Source organism: Actinoplanes sp. NBRC 103695, from assembly GCF_030269485.1.
Classification (GTDB): domain Bacteria; phylum Actinomycetota; class Actinomycetes; order Mycobacteriales; family Micromonosporaceae; genus Actinoplanes.
Genome location: NZ_BSTL01000006.1, coordinates 102,074 through 119,460, shown reverse-complemented (window position 1 = coordinate 119,460; position 17,387 = coordinate 102,074). Strand labels below are relative to the sequence as shown.

At 71.7% G+C, this 17,387-nt stretch carries 20 protein-coding genes; 10 read left to right on the top strand and 10 right to left on the bottom strand.

From position 1 onward, the window contains the following. Window positions 1-162 precede the first annotated feature (162 nt). Entirely contained in the window at window positions 163-1,584 is a 1,422-nt protein-coding gene (locus QSK31_RS11605) for a hypothetical protein (RefSeq protein ID WP_285683484.1), read from the top strand. Between the two features lie 15 nt (window positions 1,585-1,599). On the opposite strand, the gene QSK31_RS11600 is transcribed toward QSK31_RS11605, so the two are convergent. Further along, window positions 1,600-2,046, bottom strand: a complete 447-nt coding sequence (locus QSK31_RS11600) for a VanZ family protein (protein WP_285683483.1) — start codon at window positions 2,044-2,046, stop codon at window positions 1,600-1,602. 395 nt (window positions 2,047-2,441) lie between these two features. Here QSK31_RS11600 and QSK31_RS11595 point away from each other — a divergent pair, with 395 nt between their 5' ends. Next, window positions 2,442-3,026, top strand: a complete 585-nt coding sequence (locus QSK31_RS11595) for a DinB family protein (protein ID WP_285683481.1) — start codon at window positions 2,442-2,444, stop codon at window positions 3,024-3,026. A 132-nt stretch (window positions 3,027-3,158) separates the two neighbouring features. Here QSK31_RS11595 and QSK31_RS11590 read toward each other — a convergent pair whose 3' ends face one another. Then, window positions 3,159-3,998 (bottom strand): alpha/beta fold hydrolase, encoded by an 840-nt coding sequence (locus QSK31_RS11590; RefSeq protein WP_285683480.1) that lies wholly within the window; start codon window positions 3,996-3,998, stop codon window positions 3,159-3,161. 77 nt (window positions 3,999-4,075) lie between these two features. Here QSK31_RS11590 and QSK31_RS11585 point away from each other — a divergent pair, with 77 nt between their 5' ends. Further along, entirely contained in the window at window positions 4,076-4,237 is a 162-nt protein-coding gene (locus QSK31_RS11585) for a hypothetical protein (RefSeq protein ID WP_285683479.1), read from the top strand. Here the strand turns inward: QSK31_RS11585 and QSK31_RS11580 are convergent. Continuing rightward, window positions 4,234-5,103: an FAD-dependent oxidoreductase gene (locus QSK31_RS11580; protein ID WP_285683477.1), complete on the bottom strand. Its 870-nt coding sequence runs from the start codon at window positions 5,101-5,103 to the stop codon at window positions 4,234-4,236. The genes QSK31_RS11585 and QSK31_RS11580 overlap by 4 nt on opposite strands. A gap of 77 nt (window positions 5,104-5,180) precedes the next feature. Here QSK31_RS11580 and QSK31_RS11575 point away from each other — a divergent pair, with 77 nt between their 5' ends. Beyond that, window positions 5,181-5,471, top strand: coding sequence for a YiaA/YiaB family inner membrane protein (locus QSK31_RS11575; RefSeq protein ID WP_285683475.1), 291 nt, complete (start codon window positions 5,181-5,183; stop codon window positions 5,469-5,471). On the opposite strand, the gene QSK31_RS11570 is transcribed toward QSK31_RS11575, so the two are convergent. Genes QSK31_RS11570 through QSK31_RS11560 form a run of 3 tightly spaced genes read right to left on the bottom strand, consistent with a single transcriptional unit; the run spans window position 5,449 to window position 8,144 of the window. Further along, the gene (locus QSK31_RS11570) at window positions 5,449-5,883 is read right to left on the bottom strand and encodes a DUF1810 domain-containing protein (protein ID WP_285683473.1); all 435 of its coding nucleotides are present in this window, start codon (window positions 5,881-5,883) and stop codon (window positions 5,449-5,451) included. The two genes, QSK31_RS11575 and QSK31_RS11570, sit on opposite strands and share 23 nt — an antisense overlap. Beyond that, window positions 5,871-7,982: a glycogen debranching protein GlgX gene (gene glgX, locus QSK31_RS11565; RefSeq protein ID WP_285683471.1), complete on the bottom strand. Its 2,112-nt coding sequence runs from the start codon at window positions 7,980-7,982 to the stop codon at window positions 5,871-5,873. The genes QSK31_RS11570 and glgX overlap by 13 nt, the downstream gene beginning before the upstream one ends. A 15-nt stretch (window positions 7,983-7,997) precedes the next feature. Then, window positions 7,998-8,144, bottom strand: coding sequence for a hypothetical protein (locus tag QSK31_RS11560; RefSeq protein WP_285683470.1), 147 nt, complete (start codon window positions 8,142-8,144; stop codon window positions 7,998-8,000). 58 nt (window positions 8,145-8,202) lie between these two features. Between QSK31_RS11560 and QSK31_RS11555 the strand changes: the two genes are divergently transcribed. From QSK31_RS11555 to QSK31_RS11545, 3 genes are read left to right on the top strand one after another with little or no spacing between them, the layout of a single operon-like run. Continuing rightward, the gene (locus tag QSK31_RS11555) at window positions 8,203-8,724 is read left to right on the top strand and encodes a P-loop nucleotide/nucleoside kinase family protein (RefSeq protein ID WP_285683468.1); all 522 of its coding nucleotides are present in this window, start codon (window positions 8,203-8,205) and stop codon (window positions 8,722-8,724) included. A 12-nt stretch (window positions 8,725-8,736) separates the two neighbouring features. Beyond that, window positions 8,737-9,402 carry a class I SAM-dependent methyltransferase gene (locus tag QSK31_RS11550; protein WP_285683467.1) on the top strand — a complete coding sequence of 222 codons (666 nt, stop codon included), beginning with the start codon at window positions 8,737-8,739 and terminating at the stop codon, window positions 9,400-9,402. Window positions 9,403-9,445: 43 nt separating this feature from the next. After that, window positions 9,446-9,862, top strand: a complete 417-nt coding sequence (locus QSK31_RS11545; protein WP_285683464.1) for an NUDIX domain-containing protein — start codon at window positions 9,446-9,448, stop codon at window positions 9,860-9,862. A gap of 94 nt (window positions 9,863-9,956) precedes the next feature. Here the strand turns inward: QSK31_RS11545 and QSK31_RS11540 are convergent, their stop codons facing one another. Further along, on the bottom strand, window positions 9,957-11,000 hold the full coding sequence (locus QSK31_RS11540) for an NAD(P)-dependent alcohol dehydrogenase (RefSeq protein WP_285683462.1): 1,044 nt from the start codon (window positions 10,998-11,000) through the stop codon (window positions 9,957-9,959). A 95-nt stretch (window positions 11,001-11,095) separates the two neighbouring features. Here QSK31_RS11540 and QSK31_RS11535 point away from each other — a divergent pair, with 95 nt between their 5' ends. Further along, the gene (locus QSK31_RS11535) at window positions 11,096-11,674 is read left to right on the top strand and encodes a TetR/AcrR family transcriptional regulator (protein ID WP_285683460.1); all 579 of its coding nucleotides are present in this window, start codon (window positions 11,096-11,098) and stop codon (window positions 11,672-11,674) included. A 153-nt stretch (window positions 11,675-11,827) separates the two neighbouring features. On the opposite strand, the gene QSK31_RS11530 is transcribed toward QSK31_RS11535, so the two are convergent. Next, window positions 11,828-12,673: an LD-carboxypeptidase gene (locus tag QSK31_RS11530; protein WP_285683459.1), complete on the bottom strand. Its 846-nt coding sequence runs from the start codon at window positions 12,671-12,673 to the stop codon at window positions 11,828-11,830. After that, window positions 12,673-13,542, bottom strand: coding sequence for a S66 peptidase family protein (locus QSK31_RS11525; RefSeq protein ID WP_285683458.1), 870 nt, complete (start codon window positions 13,540-13,542; stop codon window positions 12,673-12,675). The genes QSK31_RS11530 and QSK31_RS11525 overlap by 1 nt, the downstream gene beginning before the upstream one ends. A gap of 149 nt (window positions 13,543-13,691) precedes the next feature. On the opposite strand from QSK31_RS11525, the gene QSK31_RS11520 reads away from it, so the two are divergent. Together QSK31_RS11520 and QSK31_RS11515 are read left to right on the top strand one after the other, a co-directional pair. Next, window positions 13,692-15,911: a penicillin acylase family protein gene (locus tag QSK31_RS11520; RefSeq protein WP_285683457.1), complete on the top strand. Its 2,220-nt coding sequence runs from the start codon at window positions 13,692-13,694 to the stop codon at window positions 15,909-15,911. A gap of 28 nt (window positions 15,912-15,939) precedes the next feature. Beyond that, entirely contained in the window at window positions 15,940-16,236 is a 297-nt protein-coding gene (locus QSK31_RS11515; RefSeq protein ID WP_285683456.1) for a hypothetical protein, read from the top strand. 615 nt (window positions 16,237-16,851) lie between these two features. Here QSK31_RS11515 and QSK31_RS11510 read toward each other — a convergent pair. Further along, window positions 16,852-17,346, bottom strand: a complete 495-nt coding sequence (locus tag QSK31_RS11510; protein ID WP_285683455.1) for an NUDIX hydrolase — start codon at window positions 17,344-17,346, stop codon at window positions 16,852-16,854. Between the last annotated feature and the right edge of the window lie 41 nt (window positions 17,347-17,387).

Below are 17,387 nucleotides of genomic sequence, written 5' to 3'. Positions count from 1 at the left end.
TCTTTTCTCTCTTCCCGTGGGGATAGGCGATGGAGCTCCGATGCTGCAGAGCGGCCGGCCGAGCGGTGCTCGTCCTGGACGCATCTGGACGGTTCTGGATGACGCTGGGTGCATCGATCGACGCCGAATCCCGAAGGGCACCCGTGTGGCATGCTGCGGTGCATGGCCGACCCGGAGCGGACGAGCCTCGACCCCGGACAGATCACGACCTTCGCGGATCTGCTCCGAGAACTCCGCCGCCTGCGTGTACGCGCGGCTCGGGGACGCGGCAAGCCGAAGCTGTCGATCCAGGACATCGCCGTCACGTCCGGCACACCGAAAAGCTCGTTGGCGAACTACCTCTCCGGCGCCACCGTGATACCGGCCGACGTCCTCGACGCGGTGGTATTGGCGATGGGGGCCACGCCCGTCGAAGCGGTCGCGTGGGCGAAGGCATGGGAACGAGCGATGGACCATCACCTCGCCCACCGGGAGGACACGCCCGCGCCGGCGCTGACCGGCGTCGACGATGGAGGTACGCCTGCGGCGCCACCCGTACCGGACCCGGTACCGACCCGGACACCTCGCCGTCGGCGAGCCGCCGCCCTCGTCGCCGCTGGCGCACTCGGCATCGTGATCGTGGCGGCAGCCGGCGGCGCATACCTTCTCGACGTCCCCGCAACGCCGGCTGACCCCGGTCCGTCCGCCCCATCGCTCGCCGGGCCGGCCGCACCCATCGACCGGCTACGCTGTGTTCCGGTCACCGGCGACTGGGATGAGCGCGACGATCCGCGCGACCGCGCCGCACCGCACGGCTCGATGAGTGCCGGCACCGCCTGCAGGACGGGAATCAGCATCGCGTGGCGGCGCGTCAACCAGCATGCCGGCGTGGACCCGCTGGGCAAGGGCAGCTTCGGCAACTTCGACGAGTGCCTACCGGTCACCGGTGACTGGGACGGCGACGGACGCACCACGGCCGGCATCGCCTGTCAGGTCGCCGCGCCCATGATCAAGTGGTCATTGATCAACGGCTTCGCCGGTAGTTCGTCGTTCCTCCCGTTTTCTTTCGGCGAGACCGCGTCCTGTTGGCCGGTCACCGGCGACTGGGACGGCGACGGCACCACCACGGCCGGGGCGGCCTGCCGGGAGGGCGACCGGATCCGTTGGGACCTGATCAACCGGCACGCCACCGTCACGCCGTCCTACTCGCCGTTCGTCTTCGGCGACGCCGCCACCTGCCGACCGGTCACGGGCGACTGGGACGGCAACGGCACCACCACGGCCGGGGCGGCCTGCCGGGACGGTGACCACATCCGTTGGCACCTGACCAACACACATGCCAGCGGGGCAGCGTCCTACCCGCCGTTCATTTTCGGCGACGCCACCTCCTGCCGACCGGTCACCGGCGACTGGGACGGCAACGGCACCACCACGGCCGGTACCGCGTGCCGGGGCGGAACAAAACTGATATGGAGCTTTATCAATTCACCCGGCCCGGCCGAGCCCGCGTACCCTCCGTTCGCACTCGGCACGGACGGCACCTATCCGGTCAGTCACGGCTGGCCCGGCCCTCCGTGGCCGGACCACCGCGTACTGGGCCGCTGAGCGTTGGTCGCCGCGTCAGTGGGTCTTCTGCTGGGTCAGCATGTGGTGGCCGGCAGCAACGTCCCCGGCGGCCTGCCCGTCCCGCACCTTCCCGGCCGAGCGATCCGGCTCGGTCCAGCGGAACCGGTCGACGAGGGCGGCGACACCCCGCACCCGCACCAGAGCTGAGAAGAGACCGAAGCCGAGCGCGCCGCCGACGGTGTTGGACAGCAAGTCGTTCACGTCCGCGATGTGGCCACCACCCAGCAGGTGGGCGGTGACGAACTGGGTCACCTCGATCGCGAGGCTGAAAACCGCTCCCACCGCCACCACACGCGACCAGGACGCTCTGGTGACGAGCAAAGGCACCAGCATCCCCACGGGCACGAAGATCAAAATGTTGGTCACCGCGTCGGCGAGCTCGTAGTCGACCATCGGCACGACGACGAGTGGGGAGTTCCACTGAGCCTCGCCGGCGGGCATATCCAAGAAGATCGGAAAAACGGTGTTGGCGACGACTCCGGCGGCGTAGACGCAGAGAGCGACGGCGACGGCGACACGCGCTACCGTGAGCAAACCTCGGCGACGCAAATGCCACACCAGGGCCAGGAAAACCGCCGCGGCGACGGGAACCACGACTGGGAGAACCGGGACCTCACGGAACACCTCGTGCTGCTCCTTGCGCTAGACGCCGGGGCGGCGCAGGCGGATTCACCCTACGCCGGGCCAACAAGGCGCAAGCCCCACCACACCGCCGTCTGCGAACCGACTCGTCGAACCACAGAACGGTGATGTCCGCGGCGCTGAAGTCCCTGTCCGGCACGCCGCCCAGCCCCGTTCGATCACACCTCTGCCGCGGCGTGGCAAGCTCGTGCTCCGTGATCGACGACTTCGCGAAGGACTACCTGCACGGCCAGCTCGAGGTGACCCGCCGAGCGCTGGTCTGGAAGCTCGACGGCCTGTCCGAGTACGACGTCCGGCGCCCCTTGACGGCGACGGGGACCAACCTTCTCGGGCTGGTCAAGCACATGGCCACCTGGGAGGCCCGGTACCTCGGTGAGGTCTTCGACCGCCCGTTCCCGGACCCGCTGCCGCGCTGGCAGGACGCGGACGGCAGCGACCTGTGGGTGACCCGGGACGAGACCCGCGAGCAGATCATCGGCTTCTACCAGCGCGCGTGGGAACACGCCGATGCGACCATCAGAGAGCTTCCCCTCGACGCGCCCGGCCAGGTGCCGTGGTGGCCGCGGCCCGGCGTGAAGCTGTTCGCCATGATGGTTCACATCCTGCAGGACACCACCCGGCATGCCGGGCACGCCGACATCCTGCGCGAGCAGCTCGACGGCCGCACCGGGGTGACGGCCGAGTACGAGGAGCAGATCGACCCGCCGGCCCGCGCGGCGCACCGAGCCATGATCGAACGGGCCGCGCAGCCGGCGACCGGGCCCGGGGCCGCGCCCTGATCAATGGTCGCCTGGTGGCATGGCGAGCGTCTGGACCACGGGTGGCGGCGCGCTGGTGGTCAGCGCCTCTGTCTACCGCGTCCCCCGGCCGGGAGCCGCCGGCCGGGGATCCGCGGCTGATCACCGCGGCGCTCAGGACTGGATGAAGGCCAGCAGGTCGGCGTTGATCGTGTCGGCCTGCGTGGTCGGCATGCCGTGCGGGAAGCCCTGGTAGGTCTTCAGGGTGCCGTTCGGCAGGAGCTCGGCGGACAGCGGGGCGGAGTCCGCGTACGGCACGATCTGGTCGTCGTCGCCGTGCATGACCAGGACCGGCACCGTGATCTTCCTGAGGTCCTCGGTGAAGTCGGTCTGCGAGAACGCGACGATGCCGTCGTAGTGGGCCTTGGCGCCGCCCATCATGCCCTGGCGCCACCAGTTCTCGATGATCGCCTCGGACGGCTCGGCGCCGGGGCGGTTGAAGCCGTAGAACGGGCCGGACGGCAGCGCCCGGTAGAACTCGGAACGGTTCGCCGCCAGCTGGGCCTGCAGGTCGTCGAAGACGCTTTTCGGCAGGCCGCCGGGGTTGGCCTCGGTCTGCAGCATGAGCGGCGGCACGGCGCTGATCAGCACGCCCTTGGCCACCCGGCCAGATGCGTGCTGCTCAGTGCCGTGGCGGGCGATGTAGCGCGCCACCTCGCCGCCACCGGTGGAGTGGCCGACGTGCACCGCGTCGCGCAGGTCGAGGTGCGCGGTCAGGGTGGCCAGGTCGTCGGCGTAGTGGTCCATGTCGTGGCCGTCGCTCACCTGGGTCGAGCGCCCGTGCCCGCGCCGGTCGTGCGCGATCACCCGGAACCCGTGCCGCACGAAGAACAGCAGCTGAGCGTCCCAGTCGTCGGACGACAGCGGCCAGCCGTGGCTGAACACGATCGGCTGACCGGAACCCCAGTCCTTGTAGAAGATCTCGACGCCGTCCGCAGTCGTCACCGTAGGCATGGCTCGAACCTAGACCCGGCCGAGATCGGCGCACCAGAGACGAACCTCACGGGCCCGATCGCTGGCAGAATGCGCACATGGATGACACGGAGGAGCGACTTCTGGGACGCCGGGCGTTTTTCGGCCGCGCGTTGCTGGCGGTCGGCGGCGCGGCTGCCCTGCTCACGCTGACCGGCTGTCCCGGCGGCAACCAGGGCGACGACGATGACGACGACGACGGCGGGGACGACGACGACTAACTCAGGGCGAGGCGTACGACCTCGGCGGCGCAGCCCCAGGACAGGGTCATTCCGGCGCCGCCGTGGCCGTACGCGTGAATGATCTGGCCCTCGCGAGAGACCCGCGGACCGCCGTGCCGGCAGGGGCGCAGGCCGACCCGCTCACCGATCACCGGGAGGCCGGCGACGGCCGGGACCAGAGCGGCCGTTCGCGCCACGATCGACGAGGTCACCGAGGGGTCGGGCGTGAGGTCCCAGTTGTCCGGCTCGAAGGTGCCGCCCAGCACCACGTCCGCCGTGCGCGGATGCACGTAGGCGCCCGGTGTCCGCACCGATTCGGTGAGGCCGGGATTGCGTACCAGAACGATCTGACCTCGCGCCGGGAAGACCTGGTCGTCGCCGGCCAGTGTGCGTGCCGCCAGGCCGGAGGCGTTCACGACCAGCGGGGCCACCGCCAGGGCCTCCTCGAGGGCGCCGATCGACCGGCGGACCACCGGCACCTGCGCCTCCAGCCAGGGCAGGTAGACGGCCATCTCGGCGAGCGGCGCCACGAACGTCGCCTCGTCCGGCGACCGCACCGACAGACCGGGCGGCGCCCACCACAGGTCGCCGGTGGGCATCGCGACGTTGCGGGTCGGGCGTAGCGCCAGGCCGGGCACGCCGGACGCGGCCTGCCGGGTGAACTCGTCGTAGGTCTCGAGCGCCCAGTCCCGGACCCGCGGGGAGAACGCGGTGTACGAGGGGTACCAGACGGCGGCCGAGATGACCGAGACCGTGCGATCGGGGCCGCCGGGTGACCAGACCTCCACGGCCAGGCCGGCCGACTGCAGGCGTACGGCCGCCGTCAGCCCGATGATCCCGCCGCCGATCACGATCACGTCTGCCATGCCGTCATCGTTCCGCAATCCGCGGGTGAGTACGCAACCTCAGGTCACCTACGTCACTGGCCGGAAGACTCACCCGCATGGAGAACAAGTCCGCCAAGCCGACCGCCGCCTTCATGGGTCAGGCCGTCGCGTCCTTCGGCATCGCGCTCACCGCCGTGACGGTGGGCATCATCTATCTGCCGGTCAACGCCTGGATCCGCGGCTTCCTGGCGATCGCCGTCCTCTACGTGGTCACCTCGTCGTTCACGCTGGCCAAGGTGGTCCGCGACCAGCAGGAGGTCACGTCGGTGATCAGCCGGGTCGACCAGGCCCGGATCGACAAGCTGCTCACCGACCACGACCCGTTCAAGAACGGCGTTCCGCACTGAGCAGCGCGAGGGTGCGCTCGTCGGGGCCGTCGTAGAACCGCTCGAGCACCTGCTCGAAGAGGGCGGGGTCCTCGGCGGCCGCCGCGAACAGGGTCATCGACGAGCGCAGCTTGAGATCGTCCGGAAAGCCCAGAATGTCCGAGGCCCCGAGCCCGGGCGGAGCCGAGAGCAGAGCGGACGCGGCGAGAGCGAGACGCGGGCCCAGGATCGGATGCGCCAGGTAGGCCGACGCCTCGGCGAGACCGGAGATCGCGTACGCCCGGGCCGTCGAGCTGGAACCGAGCCCGCCGAGCTGCGGGAAGACGTACCACATCCAGTGGCTGCGCTTGCGGCCCGCACGGAGCTCGGCGAGCGCTCGGTCGAAAGTGTTTTCCTGCGCGCGTACGAATCGATCGAGGTCTAGTAGCGGCACCGCAGCACCACCATCGTGTGTCCGCCGACTGACAGCCCACCACCGGCCTTGGTGACGCGCTGCCGGTCGGCGAGCATCGGGTCGGCGGTGTCCACCACCTTCTCCCACCGCGAGCCGTACGTACGCGGCGGAATCGTGAACGTCACCTCCTCGCCGAGCGGGTTGAACAGCAGCAGGAACGAGTCGTCGGTGATCGGCTCGCCCAGCGCGTCCCGCTCGGGGATGCCCTGGCCGTTCAGGAACACCGTCATGGTCATGCCGCTGCGCTCGTTCCAGTCGGCCTCGGTCATCGGCTCGCCGTCGCGGCGCAGCCAGGCGATGTCGGTGACCTTGGTGCCGGGCACCGGGGCGCCCTGGAAGAACCGCCGCCGGCGGAACACCGGATGGTCGGCGCGCAGCTTGGTGACGCTGGCCGTGAAGCGGGTGAGCAGGTCGTGGTGGCGTGCCTCGGCCCAGTTCATCCAGGCGATCTCGTTGTCCTGGCAGTACGTGTTGTTGTTGCCGCCCTGGGTCCGGCCGAGCTCGTCGCCGTGCAGGATCATCGGCACGCCCTGGCTGAGCAGCAGCGTGGTGAGGAAGTTCCGCTTCTGCCGCTCGCGCAGCTTGTTGACCTCGCCGTCGTCGGTGGGGCCTTCCGCCCCGCCGTTCCAGGACCGGTTGTGGCTCTCGCCGTCGCGGTTGTCCTCGCCGTTGGCGCTGTTGTGCTTCTCGTTGTAGGAGACCAGGTCGGTCAGCGTGAACCCGTCGTGGGCGGTGACGAAGTTGATCGAGGCGATCGGGCGGCGGCCGTCGATCTCGTACAGGTCGGAGGAACCGGCGAACCGGGACGCGAACTCGCCCAGGCTGGACGGCTCACCACGCCAGAAGTCGCGGACCGAGTCGCGGTACTTGCCGTTCCACTCGGTCCACAGCGGCGGGAACCCGCCGACCTGGTAGCCGCCGTCGCCGACGTCCCACGGTTCGGCGATCAGCTTCACCTGCGACACCACCGGGTCCTGGTTGACCAGGTCGAAGAACGCGGCCAGCCGGTTCACCTCGTGGAACTCGCGGGCCAGCGCGGACGCCAGGTCGAACCGGAACCCGTCGACGTGCATCTCGGTGACCCAGTACCGCAGCGAGTCCATGATCAGCCGCAACGACTCGTGATGCCGCACGTTCAAGCTGTTACCGGTGCCGGTGGTGTCGTAGTAGTACTGCTTCGCGTCGTCGACCAGCCGGTAGTACGCCGGGTTGTCGATGCCCCGGAACGACAGCGTCGGGCCCAGGTGGTTGCCCTCGGCCGTGTGGTTGTAGACCACGTCCAGGATCACCTCGATACCGGCCGCGTGCAGCGCCTTCACCATCGTCTTGAACTCCTGCACCTGCCCGCCCCGGCCGCCGAACGAGGCGTAGCCGTTGTGCGGCGCGAAGAAGCCGATGGTGTTGTAGCCCCAGTAGTTGGACAGGCCCTTCTCGACCAGGCCGCTGTCGTGCACGAACTGGTGCACCGGCATCAACTCGACCGCGGTCACGCCCAGCTTCTTGAAATGCTCGATCATCACCGGGTGGGCGAGCCCGGAGTAGGTGCCGCGGACGTCCTCCGGGATGCCCGGGTGGTCGATCGTCATGCCCTTGACGTGGGCCTCGTAGATCACCGTCTGGTGCATCGGGATGCGCAACGGCCGGTCGTTCGCCCAGTCGAAGAACGGGCTGACCACGACCGAACGCATCGAGTACGGCGCCGAGTCGCCCTCGTGGAAGGTGTCCGGCTCGCCGAACCTGTACGAGAACAGGGCCTGGTTCCACTCGATGTGCCCGTCCATCGCCTTGGCGTACGGGTCGAGGAGCAGCTTGCCCGGATCGCACCGCAGCCCGGCGGCCGGGTCGTACGGGCCGTGCACCCGGTAGCCGTAGCGCTGACCGGGCTCGATCCGCGGCAGGTAGCCGTGCCAGACGAGCGCCTCACGCTCCGGCAGATCGACCCGGGTCTCCTTGCCGTCGTCGTCGAACAGGCACAGCTCCACCCGGTCGGCGACCTCGCTGAACAGGGCGAAGTTGGTCCCGCCGCCGTCGTACGTGGCGCCGAGCGGGTACGGGTTGCCCGGCCAGATCCTCGTCATCCCCATACCGAGGCACTATGGCAGGTGATGCCTGATCTTGCCCGGCGACGGCGGCTGCTCCTCCTCCTCGCCGTCCCTCGGCCGGCTGATCGCATTTCGCAGGTCCTGGCGCTCGGCCGGCCGATGCTCAACCCCGATGGCTATGCCGATCATCACGAACACGTTTATCCATCGGGCCGCGCGCGCGGTTGCTTCAAGATCAGCACGTATCCTCGACCGCATGAGCCCGCCTGCACTCATCGTGGTGAGCGGGCCGCCCGGCAGCGGCAAGACGACCCTCGCGCACGAGATCGCCCGCGCGGTGGGTTGCCCGGCGATCTGCCGCGACGAGATCCGCGAGGGCATGGCCCATGCGGGTACGCCCGACCGCACGATGCGCCGCACCTACGACGCGTTCTTCGACTCGCTCGGCGTCCTGCTGCGAGCGGGCTGCACGGTCGTCGCCGAGGCCGCCTTCCAGGACCGGCTGTGGCGCCCGATCCTGTCCCCGCTGGCCGGCCTGGCCGCGATCCGCATCGTCCGCTGCCACACCGACCCGGCGGTGGCCCGCACCCGCATCGAGCAGCGCCTGTCGGTACCCACCCGGGCCGCCCACGACGACCGCGGCCACCTCTCCCGCCCGCCCGACCCGAGCTGGGTGCCGATCAGCCTGTCCGTGCCTACCCTGGACGTGGACACCAGCGACGGTTACGACCCGGGCCTCGACGCGATCACCCGCTTCGCCGCGGTTGCGAGATCATGACACCCTCCTGACGTGACCGTTCGATCACGTCCGCTGTTCGCCCGCCTCTACCGGCGCGCGAGCGAGGTGATGGACGAGCACGGGGTCGCCGAGCATCGCCGGGCCGCCGTGGCCGGGCTGAGCGGCCGGGTCATCGAGGTCGGCGCCGGCAACGGCCGGATGTTCGCGCACTATCCCGCCACGGTGACCGAGGTGGTCGCCGTGGAACCCGAGAGGCATCTGCGAGCCGCCGCGGTCGACGCCGCGACGTCCGTCCCGGTGACCGTGGTGGAGGGCCTCGCCGAGGCGTTGCCCGGCGGCGACGGCGAGTTCGACGCGGCGGTGACCGCCCTGGTGCTGTGCTCGGTGCCGTCGCAGGACGCGGCTCTGGCCGAGATCCGCCGGGTTCTCCGGCCGGGCGGCGAGCTGCGATTCTTCGAGCACGTGATGGCCCCGTCGCCCGGGGCGATGCGCCGGGTGCAGCGGATCGTCGACGCCACCCTCTGGCCGCCGCTGATGGGCGGCTGCCACACCGGGCGGGACACCGCGGCCGCGATCGCCCGGGCCGGCTTCACCATCGAGGCGATCTCCCGCTTCACGTTCCCCGCCACCGGCCCGGTCGGCCCCGCCGGCCCGCACATCCTCGGCCGCGCGGTGCGATCCGCCCTCCCCGAAGCCCACCCGGTGCGAACCGCCTGAATCCGGTGTCGCTCCCCCGCGCCCGCGCGATACGGTCCGCGGCGTGACCCGTAAGCCCGACGTCTCCTGCGTCTTCGTCTGCCACGACGACTCCGGCCGCATCCTGCTGGCCCGCCGCTCGACCGGCGCCCGCGACGAGCCCGGCACCTGGGACTGCGGCGCGGGCGCGATCGAGTTCGGCGAGACCTTCGAGCAGGCCGTCACCCGTGAGGTCACCGAGGAGTACGGCACCCCGCCGCTGACCGTCACCCAGTGCGGCGTCCGCAACATCCTGCGCGCCGACCCGCCGTCGCACTGGGTGGCGGTCGTCTTCGCGGTCCGCCTCGACCCCGCCGCCGCCCGCATCGCCGAACCGCACAAGTTCGACGACCTGCGCTGGTTCGACCCCGACCAGTTCCCCGAACCGCTGCACTCCCAGCTACCGGCGACCCTCGCCGTGCTGGCCGGCGCCCGGACGTGACGTTCGAGGCGGTCGTCGGCTCCGTCGCCACCCAACTCCCGTCTCGTGGATCACCCAAGTGTGAGGTGGGACTTGGCCGGCCGCCCTGCGTCGCTCAGTCCAGGTCGGCGAGGTCCAGCACGAAGCGATAGCGGACGTCACCCTTCTCCAGGCGGCTCAGGGCCTCCCCGACCCGCGCGGACGGCAGCAGCTCGATGTCCGCGGTGATGCCGCGCTCGGCGCAGAACGACAACAGCTCGGCCGTGTGCCGGGTGCCGCCGGTGCCCGACGAGGTCAGGTTCTTGCGGCCGAACGTCAGCTCCATGATCCGCACCGACGTCTCGAGCGGCGCGCCGAGCACACTGAGCGTGCCCTGCAGGCCGAGCAGGCGCAGCAGCGGCGTGAAGTCGTGCACGGCCGCGATGGTGTCCAGGATCAGGTCGAACCGCCCGAACGCCCGCTTCATCTGTTCGTCGTCGCCGGTCACGACCAGGTCGGTCGCCCCGAGCGCGAGGGCGCCGGCTTCCTTCTCCGCCGTACGGCTGAGCACGGTCACCTCCGCACCGAGCGCGACGGCGAGCTTGACGCCCAGGTGCCCGAGCCCGCCCAGCCCGGCGACGGCGACCTTGCTGCCCGGCCCCACGCCCGCCTCGCGCAGCGGCTCCCACATGGTGATCCCCGCGCACATCAGCGGCGCGGCGGCGGCCGGGTCGAGCCCCGCGGGCAGCCGGTAGGCGAACTTGTCGCGCAGCACGTACTCACGGCTGTACCCGCCCCGGGTGACCGTGCCGTCGACGCGGTCCGTCCCGCCGTACGTGGTGACGGCGCCCTGGTAACAGAAGTTCTCCTGCCCTGCCCGGCACATCGCGCACTCGCCGCAGGAGTCGACGATGGTGCCGACCGCGACCGGGTCGCCCGGCGCGAAGCCGGTCACCGCGGACCCGACGGCGGTGACGGTGCCGGTGAACTCGTGGCCCGGCACCAGCCCGTCGGTGGGCTTGCCGACGAGGCCGTGGATCGCGTGCAGATCGCTGTGGCAGACGCCGCAGTAGTCGACGCGCACCGCGAGGTCGTCGTCGCGCAGCTCACGCCGCTCGATCGCGACCTGCCGCAGGTCGGTGCTGTTGCCGGTGCTCTGCCATCCGGTGGTGGTTCGCATGCTCACCCTCCCAAACAAACTATTCGGTCTGCTACGAAGGTAGGGCGGCGCCACGACGAAAACAAACCAACTCGTCTGTTTGTTAAGATGATCACGTGCCCGACCTGCCCACCACCGCCCGCGGCGCCGCCACCAGCCGGCGCATCCTCGACACGGCCGTGCGCGAGTTCGCCGACCGCGGCATCGCCGGCGCCCGCATCGACCGCATCGTCGCCGCGGCCCGCACCAACAAGGCCCAGCTCTACGGCTACTACGGCAGCAAGGAGGGCCTCTTCGACGCGGTCCTCGCGGACTGCCTGCGGAGCACCCGCGACGAGATGCCGTTCGACGCGCGGGACCTGGCCGGCTGGGCGGTGCGCGTCTACGACGAGACGCTGCGCAACCCCACCCTGGTGCGCCTGCTGGGCTGGATCCGCCTCGAGCAGCGCCCCGCCGGCCTGGTCCTCGGCGACTTCGACACCGAGGGCAAACTGACCGCCGTCGCCGAGGCCCAGGCAGCCGGCCACCTCCGGGCCGGCGACCCCGCCGACATCCTGATCATGGTCCTGTCCATGGCGTCGTCCTGGTCCCCCGCCACCGGCATCTACGCCGCCTCGACCGACGAGCCGGCCGCCGTCCACGACCGCCGCCGAGCTTTCCTCCGCGAGTCCGTCAACCGCGCCGTCGCCCCCTGACCGCCGGGCGCGCCGTCAGGCCCTGACCGTCAAGCATTCCGTCACACCACAACCCTCAAGCGCGCCCTCGCCCGACCCGCTGAGCGCGCCCTCGCCCGACCCGCTGAGCGCGCCCTCGCCCCCAACCCGCTGAGCGCGCCGTCCTCTGACCCGTCAGCCGACGCCGGCGTCGACCTTGAGTGTCCGCTCGTCCGCGTCGAGGACGGCCGTCGTGCCGAGCGGGACCGCCGGGTGTCCGGGGCCGACCGGCAGGCCCGCCAGCACCGGGACGGGCAGGCCGCGCAGGTGGTCGGCGAGGACATCGGTCAGTGTCCAGCCGCGGTCGGCGTACCCGTTGAAGCCCTTGAAGTGACCGAGCGCGACGCCACGCACCCGGGTGAGAATCCCCGCGCGGCGGAGATGGGTGAGCTGGCGGTCGACCTGGCCGAGGCCGAGCGTGCGTTCGCCGGTGAGAAGCAGGATCGCGCCGGTCAGGTCGGGCAGGCCGGCGCCGATCATCGAGCGGATCGCGGCCAGGTCACCGCCGAGCAGCAAGCCCTCGGCCCGGCCGGACGACCAGGTCTCGGCGCCGCGCGTCACGGTCGCTCGCGGGCCTTCGGCCTGGCCGGTCTCGGTGCCGCAGGTCTCGGAGCCGCAGGTCTCGGAGCCGCACGTCTCGGAGCCGCCGGACTCGGAGCCGCCGGACTCGGCCGCAAGCGGGCCTCCGGTTTCGGCGGACGGCCACCCGGACTCGGGCGCAAGCGGGCCGACGGTGTCGCCGTGGTAGGCGACCAGGCCGCACCGGCGCCACAGCTCCAGGTGGACGAACGTGGTGCCGCCGGCGCCCAGGATCGGCTTCGGGTCGGCGGTGACCGCCTCCACGTCCAGGTCGTCGAGGGCTCGGTGGTCGGCGGCCACGCGGATCACACGGATCGCGGGGTCGCGCAGCGCGGCGTTCAGGTCGGCGGCGGCGACGTCCGTGGCGCGGTCGCCGGGAGACAGGCGGGGAGACAGGGGCATCAGCGCACCACCGGCTCGGCGGTGAGGGCGCCGGCTTCGGTGTCGATCATTCCGGGTACGCCGAGCGGAAGGCACACCTGGTCCGCCACGTGGCCGAACGGCAGCCCGCCCAGGATCGGCACCCCGAGGCCGCCCAGCCGGTCCCGGATGATCGCCACGGCATCGTCGGCGTCGAGGCCCCCGTCCGCGCCACCGAGGTCACCGAAGGCGAAGCCGCGGATCCCCTCCAGCAGGCCGCTGCGCCGCAGGGTCCACAGGAGCCGGTCGAAGTGGTCGCCCTGTGCGCCCTCCATGCACAGGATCGCGCCGGCCAGGGCGGGCAGGCCGGCGCCGACGAAACCGTTCACCGACCCGGCGTTGCCGCCGACCAGGACGCCGGTGGCGCGACCCGGCACGATCACCGTCTCCCCCGGCAGGGTGATCGGCTCGGCGTCGAAGAGCAGCCGGCGTGCCGAGTCGTCGGTGCGGCCGCCGGCGCCGACGCAGCCGTGCAGGGTGGCCAGCCCGGTCCGGGCCCAGAGCGCCACCTGCACGGCGACGATGTCGCTGAAGCCGACCACCGGCTTGGGGTCCGCGCGGACGGCGTCGAAGTCGATCCCGTCCACGATGCGGTAGGCGCCCGCCCCGCCGCGGATCGCGACCACGGCCCGCACCCCGGGGTCGCGCAGCGCGTCGTTCAGGTCGGCGAGGCGGTCCTCGTCCCGCCCGGCCATGAAGCCGTGACGGTCGCGCGCGTGCGTACCCGTCTCGGGTTGAAGCCCCCAGCCGCGCAGGACCGAAGCGACCTGCTCGACCCACCCGTCGTCGGAGAAGCTGGCCGGCGAAACCAGCCGCACCCGATCGCCCGGCCGCAGCCGTGTCCCCCGCACGGCCGGAACCCTATCGGACCGGCCGTCTTGTCGTAGCGTGCTTCTATGCTCGCGACAGGACTTTGTGGATCGACGCGCGGGGGTGGCACGTGGGTGTGCGGGCGAAACGGTGGACTGCGGCGGCGCTGGTCGCACTGACTCTTGCGACGGTGGCTCCGGCTCAGGCCGAGGCTGCGAGCGCCTCCGGGGCGGTGGTGCGGCGCACGGAGTTCGGCATTCCGCACGTGCGCGCCAACACCTATCGTGATCTGGGGGTCGGCGCGGGGTACGCGTTCGCCGAGGACAACCTCTGCCTGCTCGCCGGGGAGATCGTGACGAACGACGGGGAACGGTCGCGGTGGTTCGGCCCCGGGAACGGCAACCTCGAGTCCGACCTCTACCACCGGTGGATCATCCAGACCCGGGTCGTCGAGCAGGCGCTGGCCGCGCCTTCGGGGCCGTCGCGGGACGCGCGGGAGATGGTCCGGGGGTACGCGACCGGCTACAACCGCTACCTGGCCCGGACCGGGGCCGACGGGCTGCCGGAATCGGTCTGCCGCGGCGCCGCGTGGGTGCGTCCGATCACCGAGCTCGACATCTGGCGGCGAACGCTGCAGCTGGCCGAGATGCAAGGCGCCGAGACGTCCACCCGGGTGATCGCGGCCGCACAGCCGCCGGGCACACCGGCGGTCGCTTCCCACACCGTGCCGGACGGGCTGGCCGGCTGGCGGGGCGGCGGCATCGGCAGCAACGCGATCGGGCTGGGCCGGGAGGCGACCGCGGCCGGCACCGGGATGCTGCTGGCCAACCCGCACTTTCCCTGGGACGGCCACCGCCGCTTCCACCAGGTGCACCTGACGCTGCCCGGCGAGCTGAACGTTACCGGCGCCACCCTGCCCGGCCTTCCGGTCGTCGCGATCGGCCACACCGACCGGCTCGCGTGGTCGCACACCGTGTCCACCGCCGTCACGTTCACGATTCGCCGGCTCGCCCTCGCACCCGGTGATCCGACGAGCTATGTCGTGGACGGGCAGACGCATGCGATGCGCCGCGACCCGGTCACCGTGACCGTTCGGCAGGGCGACGGCACGCTCGCCGAGGTGTCGCAGCCGGTCTGGAGCACGCCCGACGGGCCGATCGTCGCGATCCCGGGCGAGCTGCCGTGGGACACCGCGCAAGCCTTCCAGTTCCGCAGCGCCAACGCCGGAAACCTGCGCATGATCGACGAGTGGCTGGCCATGGCGAAGGCCCGCGACGTCCACGAGCTGCGCAGCGTGCAGGCCAGGCGGCTCGGCCTGCCGTGGGTGAACACGACCGCCGCCGACGTCACCGGAACGGCCTTCTACGGTGACCTGCAGGCGGTTCCGCATGTCACCGACGAGCTCGTCGCCCGGTGCGGGCTCGGCGAGCGGGGCGGCATCCCGGTGCTGGACGGCTCGCGGTCCGCCTGTGCCTGGGGTACGGACGCCGACGCGGTCGTTCCGGGGCTGCTGGGGCCGGGACGGCTGCCGACGCTGATCCGGCGCGACTACACCAGCAACATGAACGACAGCCCGTGGCTGGCCAACCCGGCCGCCCCGCTCGTCGGGTACCCGGCGATCGTCGGGGACGCCGGGACAGCGCGCTCCGCCCGTACCCTTCTGGGTCTCGACCTGATCGCGGACCGCCTGGACGGCACCGACGGTCTCGGCAAGCCCAAGTTCACGCTGCCGACCCTGCAGACCATGCAACTGAACGACCGGAACTACACGGCCGAACAGGGCCGCGCCGAGCTGGTCGCGTTCTGCCGAGCCAACCCGACGCTGACCGCCTCGGACGGCCGGGCGGTCGACGTGCGCGCCGCCTGCGACACGCTCGCCGCCTGGAACGGCCGCGGCGACCTCGACGCCCGGGGCGCGGCGCTATGGCGCAGGTTCGTGGAGAGCGGGCCGTTCCCGTGGGCGGTCCCGTTCGACGCCGCCGACCCGGCACACACGCCGCGCGGCTTCGACGCGGCCCGCCCCGGCGTCGGCACCACGTTCGCCAACGTGGTCGCTGCGTCCGGCGCCGCCGGCGTCCCGGTCGACGTCGCACTGCGGGACGCGCAGAAGTACTCCGGCATCGGCGTGCACGGCTGCTCGCACGGCGAGGGTTGCTTCAACGTCATCACCGCCATGCGGCCGCCGGCGGCGCAGGTCCAGCACGGGTCGAGCTTCATCATGGCGGTCGAGCTGACCCGGTCCGGCCCGCGCGCCCGGACGCTGCTCACCTACGGCCAGTCCGCGTACGAGTCGTCGCCGCACCGGACGGACCAGATCCGGCTCTACAACGAGAAGCGCTGGGTCACGGACCGCTTCACCGAGAAGGAGATCGCCGCCGACCCGTCCCTGACGATCACCCGCCTGCGCTGACGCTGCCTTCCGGCGCGGCGTTCTGGCGATGGCTCGCATTGCCTTCGCGGTGCGTGCCCTCGCTGCCGGCGCTTCCGCCCGGGCGCGGGGCCGGGCGTGGGACCGGGCGTGGGACCGGGCGTGGGACCGGGCGCGGGGCCGGGCGTGGGACCGGGCGTGGGACCGGGCGCAGGGCCGGGCGCGGGACCGGGCGTGGGACCGGGCGTGGGACCGGGCGCAGGGCCGGGCGCGGGACCGGGCGCGGGACCGGGCCGGGCGCGGGACCGGGCCGGGTTGCCAGGCGGCCGGGGTGCCCGCCCACGGTGATAGCCGCCGCTCACGGTGATGGCCGGCCAGGCAAGTGGCACCCGAGAGCATCTCGGGCGAGCCCCTCTCCCGCCAGAACCATCCGGTCCTACCACCCGCGCGGCCGGTGGTCGGACCGGGCGCTATCCCGCCCGGCTGACCGCGCTCTGCTACCACTCTCGCGGAACGTGGTAGCCCAGGACGGTACTCGGGCCGAAATGCCGCTCTGGCCCACCATTGCGTGCCTGTCCGACCACTCTCGCCTGCTCCTACCACCGACCGCGCGCAGCCACGGCCGCAAGCGGCGGCAGCGAGGGCGAGCGGACGCCCGGGGGCCTGGCGACCCGGCCCGACCCCGCACCCAGGCGCAAGCGGCGGCAACAACGGTGAGCGATCACCCCCACCGCCTGGCAACCCGGCCCGACCCCGCACCCAGGCGCAAGCGGCGGCAACAACGGTGAGCGATCACCCCCACCGCCTGGCAACCCGGCCCGACCCCACACCCAGGCACAAACAGCGACAACAACGGCCAGCGATCACCCCCGCCACCTGGCAACCCGGCCCGACCCCCACGCGGCGAAAGCGCCGGCCGCAAGAGCACACGATGGAAGGACGCGCTGACAAGGCGAGACCTGAACCCCGTAAGGGCCTCTGATCAAAGGCCGAGTTGGACCGGCTGGCCCGGCGGCCCCGTTGCGAGCAGCGCTGTCAGGGGTGTGGTGAGGTCGCGGGGCGAGAACAGCTCAGATCCCGTATAGCCGGTGATCTCCGACAGGTGCCACCATCGGAACCCGGCCAGGTTCTCCTGGGCAGCGAGGTGGTCGTCGGTGAACTCACCGCGGGGCTGGAAATGGGTCGCGCGGACGAGGAAATAGTCGTTGATGATGCCGGGCGCATGGCCGGCGGCCACGACTTCCTGGTGCCAGACGTGCGGTGGATCGGCGCTGATCGCCAGCCCGGTCTCCTCACGCAGTTCCCGGCGCAACGCCGTCAGTGGGTCCTCGCCTGGTTCGATGCCGCCGCCCGGGGCCGCCCAGACGGCCGTCGTCTGCTCCGGCACCGCCGGATGAGGAAAGACGAACCGGCAGAGCAGGATCCGGTCGTCCTCATCAAGGATGATCGCGCGGGCGGAACGGCGAGGAGTTGGCACCGCGGCAGACTAGCAACCGAGATGTCGAGCGCTGACTCCGA

Coding starts and splice junctions, on each gene's coding strand:
- QSK31_RS11605 (WP_285683484.1), top strand. CDS start 163: ATGGCCGACCCGGAGCGGACGAGCCTCGACCCCGGACAGATCACGACC.
- QSK31_RS11600 (WP_285683483.1), bottom strand. CDS start 2,046: ATGCCCGCCGGCGAGGCTCAGTGGAACTCCCCACTCGTCGTCGTGCCG.
- QSK31_RS11590 (WP_285683480.1), bottom strand. CDS start 3,998: ATGCCTACGGTGACGACTGCGGACGGCGTCGAGATCTTCTACAAGGAC.
- QSK31_RS11585 (WP_285683479.1), top strand. CDS start 4,076: ATGGATGACACGGAGGAGCGACTTCTGGGACGCCGGGCGTTTTTCGGC.
- QSK31_RS11580 (WP_285683477.1), bottom strand. CDS start 5,103: ATGGCAGACGTGATCGTGATCGGCGGCGGGATCATCGGGCTGACGGCG.
- QSK31_RS11575 (WP_285683475.1), top strand. CDS start 5,181: ATGGAGAACAAGTCCGCCAAGCCGACCGCCGCCTTCATGGGTCAGGCC.
- glgX (WP_285683471.1), bottom strand. CDS start 7,982: ATGACGAGGATCTGGCCGGGCAACCCGTACCCGCTCGGCGCCACGTAC.
- QSK31_RS11555 (WP_285683468.1), top strand. CDS start 8,203: ATGAGCCCGCCTGCACTCATCGTGGTGAGCGGGCCGCCCGGCAGCGGC.
- QSK31_RS11540 (WP_285683462.1), bottom strand. CDS start 11,000: ATGCGAACCACCACCGGATGGCAGAGCACCGGCAACAGCACCGACCTG.
- QSK31_RS11530 (WP_285683459.1), bottom strand. CDS start 12,673: ATGCCCCTGTCTCCCCGCCTGTCTCCCGGCGACCGCGCCACGGACGTC.
- QSK31_RS11515 (WP_285683456.1), top strand. CDS start 15,940: ATGGCTCGCATTGCCTTCGCGGTGCGTGCCCTCGCTGCCGGCGCTTCC.